We start from the raw sequence: 8,821 nt of genomic DNA, 5'->3' as shown, positions 1-8,821 counted from the left end.
CTTCCCTTCTTTCTCTGTAAAGTAGCTGTATATCGTTGCTTTGTCAATTTTACCATTTTTCATTCGCGGAAAGGACGTTAAAACTCTCCAGACGCGCGGGATTTTATAGGCAGATACTCGTTTTGTCAGCGCTTGTCTCACATCAGAAAGAGAAACGTTCTCTAAGACAATTGCTGCACCTACGACTTCTGAACGTTCAGTATCTACCACGCTAAAAACGGCTGCTTCGCTAACGCCCGGTATTTGTAAAAGCAGCTCTTCAATTTCTTCAGCATACACTAGACTTCCGCTGCTTTTGATTACGTTTTTGTCTCTTCCTACGATGGTAATGCTTCCATCTTGAAGCTGAATCGCGATATCGTGCGACGTAACATATCCGTTAAAAAACGAGCGGTTCGTTTCTTCGCTGTCCTTAACAAACCCTTCAAATGCTTGATTTGTTTTTACAAATAGTGTTCCTTTGTCTCCTTTTTTTACTTCTTTTCCACGTTCGTTAAGAATTAAAACGTCTACACTGTCAACGGGATAACCTACCGTATGAGGCATCGTTTCAGCTGTATCTGGTGAAAGCACCGTAACAAATCCCATTTCGGAAGATCCGTAATATTCATGCAGAGAGGAATTAGGAAACGCTTGTGAAAACTTCTTTCGAACGGAAGGAGATAATTTATTGCCTACTGAAATTACGGTTTTTGGCAGAAGTCGTTGTTCTTTTGGTCTGCTTTGTACATAACGAAGCAATGGAGAAATTAATGCAGGTGTAATAGACATACAGCTAGCTTCCTTGTTAAAAACAGCCGAAGGTGTAAACGCTTCTAGCATGATAGCGTGCATACCGCTGCAAAGCGCATGCAAAACTGGGTAAAGCTGGGCAGAATACGAGATATGTAAAGGAACAAGCACCTTGTCGTGTTGCTCTAAAGAAAATATATCCGACCACTCTTGAAATGATGAAGACCAAGAATAATGCGATTTTACAAACCCTTTTGGTCTCCCTGTTGATCCAGAGGTAAATCCAAATAAAAATAGATCGGACAGTGCATTCACTTGCCGTACGGGCAGGATTGGTTTTTCTTTTGTTATGTTAGTTAAAGAAGATGTTTTCCATAGCCAATTTGGGGATTGAATAGAAAAATAGGTATCCACTTCAGCCTCTGTTAGCTCATTATGTAAAAGCATCACAATTCCACCGGCCTTCAAAATCGCTAAAAATGACACAACAGCTTCTGCATTGTTTGGCATACTTAAAGCAACGAGCTCTCCTTTTTCCACCCCTTTTTCTTTCAGCTGTTTTTCGGCTTTGCATACATGATCCCACATTTGACCATAGCTTAGCTTATTAATAGAATCCGATAGTGCCAGTTTGTCAGGCGTCTGTTGACACTGATAAAAAATTAGTTCTTCAATTCGTTTCATTACTGCGTAAGCTCCCTTTTTCTTTTACTTCTAGTGTACCTTAAATGTACGTTTGAGAAAAGAAAAATGTAAACTTACATAAAAATAAAGTTGACTAATTTAAGTTTAATAAGATACGATAGTCATGTTTTATTATACATAGCGGAGGTTTACGATGAAAACAAAAGATATGACGTACGTTGCATTATTCACAGCTATAATGGGAGCTCTAGGACTCGTCCCGCCTATTTTTTTATCCTTTACACCCGTTCCGATTACTCTTCAGCCTATGGGTGTTATGCTATCGGGGGGAATTCTTGGAGCTAGGTTAGGAACTTTAAGTCAATTTCTTTTTTTATGTTTGCTAGCAGCTGGCGTTCCTTTACTTGCTGGAGGACGCGGGGGAATCGGGGTATTTTTGAGTCCGAGTGCTGGGTATATCATTGGCTATGTGTTTGCGGCTTTCTTTATCGGCTGGACGCTGTCACGATTAAAAAATGTAACGGTTGCAAAGGCGTTTACCGTAAATGTGTTATTTGGGATTGGGTTGGTATATGCATGCGGCATTCCTGTACAGGCGATGCAGCTTCACATTCCGTTTCTGAAGTCTCTTCAGCTAAGTTTCGTTTACCTTCCAGGTGACTGTATAAAAGCAGTGGTTGCGGCGTATTTAATTACAAAAGTTCGAAAAGCAGTAGCGGTACCTGGTCGTTCTAAAACGGCTTCTATGTAAGGAAGTGATAATTATGTATCAAGCAGCAATTGTAAAAGCGAAGCGTACGGTCATTGGAAAAGAAAACGGTATACTGAAAGATTTTCATGTTCAAGAGCTAACGGCTCCTTTATTAAAACACCTTAGCGCTGGAATTGAACATGAAATTGATGACATTATTTTAGGGAATGTTGTAGGTCCAGGAGGAAACGTAGCTAGGCTATCCGCTTTAGAAGCAGACCTCCCTTTTTCTGTTCCTGGAATGRCCATTGATCGTCAGTGCGGAGCAGGCTTAGAGGCGATTCGAATGGCCAGCTATTTGATAAAAGCAGGCGCTGGAACATGTTATTTAGCTGKAGGCGTTGAAAGTACAAGTACTTCTCCTTTTGAAAAAAGAGCACGTTTTTCTCCTGATAAAATTGGTGACCCTGACATGGGGATCGCAGCAGAAAACGTAGCTCAGCGATACAATATATCTAAAGATCAGCAGGACAGGTATGCTCTTTTAAGTCATGAAAGAAGCTGGGAGGCTTTTGAAAAGAGATTGTTTGAAGAAGAAACGCTTCCTCTTCCAAACTTGATGCATGATGAAGCATTTATGAAAAAACGAAACCTAACAAAGCTGCTGCAAAAAGCCAGCCCTGTCTTTTTTAAAAAAGAAGGCACCGTCACTGCAGCCAACTGCTGTGGAATTAACGACGGAGCCTGCATTACACTTGTGATGGAAGAGCAAAAAGCACGGGCCTTAGGCTTTCAGCCCGTTTTCCGCTTTATCGACGCTGATATTTCAGGAGTGTCACCTCTTTACCCTGCTATTGCGCCCGTTTCTGCGATTAAAAATATCTTAAAGCGAAATTCTCTTACGGTAGATGATATTGACTTATTTGAAATAAATGAAGCATTTGCCGTTAAAGTTGTCGCTTGTATGCAAGAACTCGGGATATCTGAAGAGAAAGTAAATGTTCGCGGTGGAGCATTGACCCTAGGACACCCGTACGGAGCATCAGGAGCTATTTTAGCTACACGTCTTTTTTATGAAAGCAAGCGCCGTGATGTGCGATATGTCATAGCTGCTTTAGGAAGCGGAGGCGGAATAGGAACAGCGGTATTATTTGAAGTAATCAAATAATACCGCTGTTTTTATCCTTTTCTTATCAAGTTGTGTTGTATTAAATATTGCTCAATATCTTCAAATGTTTCAACCGGAACAAATGAAACGTTTTGTTCGAGCAGTAAATCTTGCAAAGAATCTTTTGCAAATGTGACATCTGCATATTTTGCCGGATGCGAATCCGGCTCGCTGTCTCCAGCAAAATAAATCGTTTCGTATGCTTCCTTTAGTTCTTGAATAACAGCAGATTTATCAATGCCGTAGCGTTCTGAATGCCATCTGTGAGCAGGATCTAGACGCAGATGAACGTTGTTTTGATGGAAATATCCTTCATTTGAATAAACTTCCACTTTTTCAACACCGTATTTATCTAAAATCGGTTTAATATAGTACGTTGTTCCAGCGCTTAAAATATAAAAATCTCCGCCGTTTTCCTGAACAGCTTTAATAAAAGCGGGCACGTATTCATCAATTGGAATATTCGCTACTTCTTCTAAAATTTTCGGTTCTTCTTGATGAATGGATTGAAAAACAGTAGATAAAAAATCAATATCTTTCATTTCTCCTGCTTTCCATCGGCGGAAAAGCTCTTCACCTTCTGGAAAATACTTTTCAATCACAATCCAGTAAAAATCTTTTTTTGAAATTGTTCCATCAAAATCTGATACAAACGCCCATTTTTTCATTCCTTACACGTCCTTTGCTACATACTAAGCAGTTCTCGAAGCTCTTCTTCTGTCAAACTAGAAAGCATTGTTTCTCCCGGCTGAATAACCTGTTCGATGAGTTCTTTTTTCTTTTGCTGCAAGCCGTAAATTTTTTCTTCGATGGTTCCTTGAGAAATAAGCTTGATAACCTGCACAACATTTTTTTGCCCAATGCGGTGTGCACGTCCTGCTGCTTGTTCTTCAATCGCCGGGTTCCACCATAAGTCATATAAAATAACCGTATCGGMTCCCGTTAAATTTAAGCCTGTGCCTCCGGCTTTTAATGAAATTAAGAAAATGTCTTGTTCTCCATTATTAAACCGATCGGCCATTTCCACTCGTTCTTTTGATGGCGTTTGACCGTCTAAATAAAAGTATGAGAGATTTTCTTTTTGGAGCTCTTCTCGAATAATGTGAAGCATGCTTGTAAACTGAGAGAAGATTAACAAACGTTTTCCGTTGGCAACCGCATTTCTTGTAATCTCAAGCAGCTGCTCTAATTTGCTTGAATCCCCTTCATAATTTTCAACGAATAAAGACGGATGACAGCAAATCTGGCGAAGTCTTGTTAATCCTGCCAAGATCTTCATTCGGTTTTTATTAAAATCTTCACCGGCTAAAGATGATTTTAACTGTTCTAAATACCCTACATATAATTCTTTTTGTTCTTTAGTCAGCTCAGATAAATGAGTTGTTTCAATTTTATCAGGCAGTTCTTTTAACACATCCTTTTTTACTCGTCGCAGTAAAAATGGTCTTACAATTCGATTGACCTGCTCCGATGACATGTTTTTAAACTGGCGAAGCCCTGGAAATAAGCCAGGAAGAATGGTCTGAAAAATTGACCAAAGCTCATCAAGTGAGTTTTCAATAGGCGTACCGCTCAGCGCAAAACGTTTTTTAGCTGAAATAGTCCTAACAGCTACTGCTGTTTTCGTTGTATGATTTTTAATACTTTGAGCCTCATCTAGAATTAAAGCATGAAAATGAAGATGCTGATACAAATCGATATCTTGACGCAGCGTTGGGTAAGATGTAATCCATACGTCAGCTGTGCGTTTTAGCTTCTCCTCACGCTCGCTCGGCGTTCCTGTAATGGTTTGAACCGTTAAATTCGGTGCAAATTTCTCCAATTCGTTTCGCCAGTTATAAATCAAGGAAGCCGGCACAACAATTAAAAAAGCACTGCTATCTTCATCAAGCTCTTTTTCAGATAGGATATAGGCAATGCTTTGAAGCGTTTTTCCAAGCCCCATATCATCAGCCAGCACGCCTCCTAAAGAGTAGTGAGCCAGAGATTTAAACCACTTAAACCCATTGTACTGATAATCACGCAGTGATGCCTGCAAGGATTCCGGTACTTCCCAATCCATTTCCTCTGGAGATTTGAGCTGTGTAAGTAATCTTTTAAATGCTGAGCCGAACTTAGCCGCTGATTTATCACCCGCACTCATAATCTCTTCCACTTGCATTCCTCTGTATAAAGGTACTTGCAATGAGTTATCCTTTAAGTCTTTCTCGGTTACGTTCAGCTCACGAAACAGATTTTGAATATGCTCAAATCCTTCGTTTTCAAGAGGAATAAACGCACCGTTATCTAGACGATGATAGCTTTTCTTTTCTAAAACAGATTTTAAAACATCTTGAACGGTCTGATGATTAATGTCTCCTAAATCAAAATTAATTTCTAATAATCCATTGCTGTTTTTGATGTCAACCGTTGTTACTGGCGCAGAAAAATCCGTATAAGCATAATCTTTCATCTCATCCGTAATATACACATCCGCTATTTCATCAAGCTTTGGAACAATATGAAACAAAAATTCATATAAAGATGATTCATCTTGATTTAAATACAGCTGGTTTTTATAAATGTTTAAAGGAGCTGTTTCAATTAAATCCATCACGCGGTCTTCTTTTTCTAAATCTCGTATTAAGATTTTATCGTACTTTTCAGGTTGAGGTGAAAATGGATTAACTGAAATCTCCCCATAATGGTACCGAAGCGTCACAAACAGCTGTTCATCTTCCTGGTCAATAAATACTTTTGCTTTTAGTTCAGGTGCAATAATCTGATGGGATACTTCTTTTGCGATATCCACTTTCCCCACTTTTTTTAGTCCTGGAACGACGTGAGATAAAAAATTGCCCATCTGCTCTTCTGCTATAGGTACGACTGGCTTCAAAGGCGCCGTTTTCCGAAGCCCTTCAAGAAGCATACGCTGATCTTGAGATAGCTCATAAAACGTCCCCTTTAAAAATAGCCACCCGTATCGATCAAAAAACGAAGCTTGATGAAGCTCCGTAAAGTCTAGTTCAAATCCAGCTGCCGGGTGCTTATTTAACTGAAACGAAAAAGGAGCTGAGCTTTCAGCAAAGATAATATTTTCATATGAGTGCCCGTCATGAATAAATGTAAAGTTCCGATCTTTGAGCAATTGAAATAACTCTTTGGCTATGATGGAGGGAATGATTAGTTCTCTGTTATTTGCAGACGAACGATACATAGAATAAGAATTTTTATAAAATGATTCATTTGTCATAATATCCATCAGCAGCTCAATGATTTTCCTATCTTCTTCTATAAAAAAATGTTCCGCCGGGTCATATTCGAAGCGCTTGGTAAATTCGTGAGTTTTGAATTCTTTAGCGTCTGTTAAAAATTCTTGAATGTTTTTTACTACGTACGTCCGATCGACGCCTACTTTCATTTCAAGCGCTACGTACATTCCTTCTGAACGTAAAAATTCTTCTGAGTAAGACTTGCAAATAAATTCCACTTTCAACGGATCTTTATCTGCATACTTTCTGTGGTCGCTTATTGTTTGCTGATAGCTCGAAAATAAGTCGATAAAGTGATTTACATTTTCGTATTCTTTGCTTTGGCGAAAAGGCTTTGTTTTAATTGGCTGCGGCTTTGCTCGCTCATCGCAAATGGTTAATAAAACAGCTACTTCGTGTTTGCATTCTGAAAACTCGTGATAAGCAGGACAATCGCAGAATGAATAAAAAGAATTTCCTTTTTGTTCAACCATTACTGTATACATTTCCGCACCTCGRACGGATGCTGTCCACGTAGTGGTCTGTTCATTGTATTCCAAATCAAGCACACGCCCCTGCTTGTAATACGTGTGCCCTCTATAGTACGTTCTGCTTGAGTACGAATCTTTTAATTGTTCTTTGTTTAATGTTTTATTTATCATCGCTTCACAATCTTCCAATCGCATAACAGTCAATGCTGTTTCTGTTTAATTTCTATTCAGAACAAATAATGTTCAACGTCATAAACGTTGAACATTATTTGTCAATTCCTCTATTATAACATGCAACAGACATTATAAAACACTCTTAAGCAATACGGACTGTTTTCGCTGTTTTCTTTTGTAGAGTATCCAGCCAGCTCCAGCGGATGATAATAAAAGCAGACTAAGTCCTAAAAAAGCCAGTCCTATACGATCGTTAGCCGTAACGTACGTAAAGAAGAAAATCAGTAAAATTCGAATACCTAACGTGATAAAGCGAAAAAAGCTGTCGACTCTTCCCACGATGATATTCGGTATTTTCTGCATCATAAACGTATTTCGAGCTACTCTTGTACCTGCATTTGCAAAAGCAAGAAGAAACACAATAGAAAAATAAACAGGCAAAAGCTTCATAAAGAAGATGATAGATATTCCGAGTGCAAAAAGGCTTATATTCAGCATAATCGCTAGCTCTGTGCCTATTCTTTTCATAATAGATACGATGAATAACCCTGCCGTTAACGCCCCGAAACCATATACAGCACTTTCAATCCCATATGCTGCTGGACTTGCGTTTAATTCTTGAGTCAGATAAATAGGAAATAAATAGTTCGTCATCATCACAGCGATGAAAGGCATAAAAGAAAGCAGTAAAAAAATAGAGACCGAGCGATTTTCTTTTATAAATGTTAACCCTTCTTTCATAGCAGTGTGTTTCTTGTCGTTTCGTTCCCTGTTTTGTTTATATGGAATACTCAATAGACAAAGAAATGCAGCTATATACGTAGCTGCATCGACTGTTAAAATCCATTGAAGCGACCAACGAGTAATGACTAGACTCGCCAAAGCTCCTGCAAGCATACTCGATAGCTGCCCTTGTATTTCCATGATACTGTTTAATGATTGAAACGCATCTTTTGAAAAAACTTCTTGATTTAAAGCGAAAATCGTTGGATAAAAAAACGTGTAGTAAAGGTTTCCGGTTCCGTACAAAATGACGTAGTGAATCGTTGAATAGTCTGCAACAAAACCGACGATTACAAATAACATGACCGTGATAAAACCTGTCAATTCTACGGTTAACAGCAGTTTCTTTCGTGACATTCGATCAATAAGAACGCCGATATACGGAGTAGCCATAAAGCTAATCACCGTCATAATCAGCATAATCGTACCAAATAGTCTATTTCCATGTGGAGATGCAACTAACAGTAAAGGAATGGCAAGCATCGTAATACCGGAGCCGATAGAGGATAAAACATTAGCAGCTACTACGGCCTGAAAGCGCCGGTCTTTATAGAGCGCCTTCATCAAACATTTTGCTTAGCTTCTAAAATTTGCTTAGACACTTGTGTATACAGAATCAGCTCATTAACTAATTCATGAATTCCGTCAGCTGCGTTTTTTCGTAAAGTCCCTTTTTCCACGATGTCTGCAGGGTCTAATACCAACTGCTTAGATAGAACATTCGCATACAAGGCGCGTGTAACGGTTCTAAGGTTATTTAAAGCATTAATGCCTCCTTTTCCTCCTCCTGATACTGCTAAAAGTGCTACGGGCTTATGCGCAAAATACGCACTGTTTAAGAAGTCAAACGCGTTTTTTAACGCTCCGCTCATAGCTCCGTGGTACTCGGGCGTCGCAAGTAAAATAC

At 39.1% G+C, this 8,821-nt stretch carries 7 protein-coding genes; 2 read left to right on the top strand and 5 right to left on the bottom strand.

The window, feature by feature from the left end; all coding sequences use genetic code 11:
• A partial coding sequence (locus AC1DRF_RS11660; RefSeq protein ID WP_477740793.1) for a class I adenylate-forming enzyme family protein occupies window positions 1-1,416 on the bottom strand: 1,416 nt, incomplete at its 3' end.
• Window positions 1,417-1,570: 154 nt separating this feature from the next.
• Here AC1DRF_RS11660 and AC1DRF_RS11655 point away from each other — a divergent pair.
• The gene (locus AC1DRF_RS11655; RefSeq protein WP_477740792.1) at window positions 1,571-2,128 is read left to right on the top strand and encodes a biotin transporter BioY; all 558 of its coding nucleotides are present in this window, start codon (window positions 1,571-1,573) and stop codon (window positions 2,126-2,128) included.
• Window positions 2,129-2,141: 13 nt separating this feature from the next.
• Window positions 2,142-3,236, top strand: coding sequence for an acetyl-CoA C-acyltransferase (locus AC1DRF_RS11650; protein ID WP_477740791.1), 1,095 nt, complete (start codon window positions 2,142-2,144; stop codon window positions 3,234-3,236).
• A gap of 11 nt (window positions 3,237-3,247) precedes the next feature.
• Here the strand turns inward: AC1DRF_RS11650 and AC1DRF_RS11645 are convergent, their stop codons facing one another.
• The 4 genes from AC1DRF_RS11645 to AC1DRF_RS11630 all read right to left on the bottom strand — a co-directional run.
• On the bottom strand, window positions 3,248-3,904 hold the full coding sequence (locus AC1DRF_RS11645) for an MtnX-like HAD-IB family phosphatase (RefSeq protein WP_427076465.1): 657 nt from the start codon (window positions 3,902-3,904) through the stop codon (window positions 3,248-3,250).
• Window positions 3,905-3,921: 17 nt separating this feature from the next.
• Complete coding sequence (locus AC1DRF_RS11640) at window positions 3,922-7,128, bottom strand: SNF2 helicase associated domain-containing protein (RefSeq protein WP_477740794.1); 3,207 nt, start codon at window positions 7,126-7,128, stop codon at window positions 3,922-3,924.
• Between the two features lie 132 nt (window positions 7,129-7,260).
• Entirely contained in the window at window positions 7,261-8,478 is a 1,218-nt protein-coding gene (locus tag AC1DRF_RS11635) for an MFS transporter (RefSeq protein WP_477740790.1), read from the bottom strand.
• Window positions 8,478-8,821: NADPH-dependent FMN reductase (locus AC1DRF_RS11630; RefSeq protein WP_477740789.1), on the bottom strand; the 344-nt coding region annotated here is incomplete at its 5' end. The genes AC1DRF_RS11630 and AC1DRF_RS11635, both read right to left, overlap by 1 nt.

Source organism: Priestia sp. P5_B4 (assembly GCF_056400385.1).
This window is presented reverse-complemented; position numbering and strand designations above follow the sequence as displayed.

Bases quoted from the DNA above. Each gene is read 5' to 3' on its own strand.
- AC1DRF_RS11655 (WP_477740792.1), top strand. From the start codon at position 1,571: ATGAAAACAAAAGATATGACGTACGTTGCATTATTCACAGCTATAATG.
- AC1DRF_RS11645 (WP_427076465.1), bottom strand. From the start codon at position 3,904: ATGAAAAAATGGGCGTTTGTATCAGATTTTGATGGAACAATTTCAAAA.
- AC1DRF_RS11635 (WP_477740790.1), bottom strand. From the start codon at position 8,478: ATGAAGGCGCTCTATAAAGACCGGCGCTTTCAGGCCGTAGTAGCTGCT.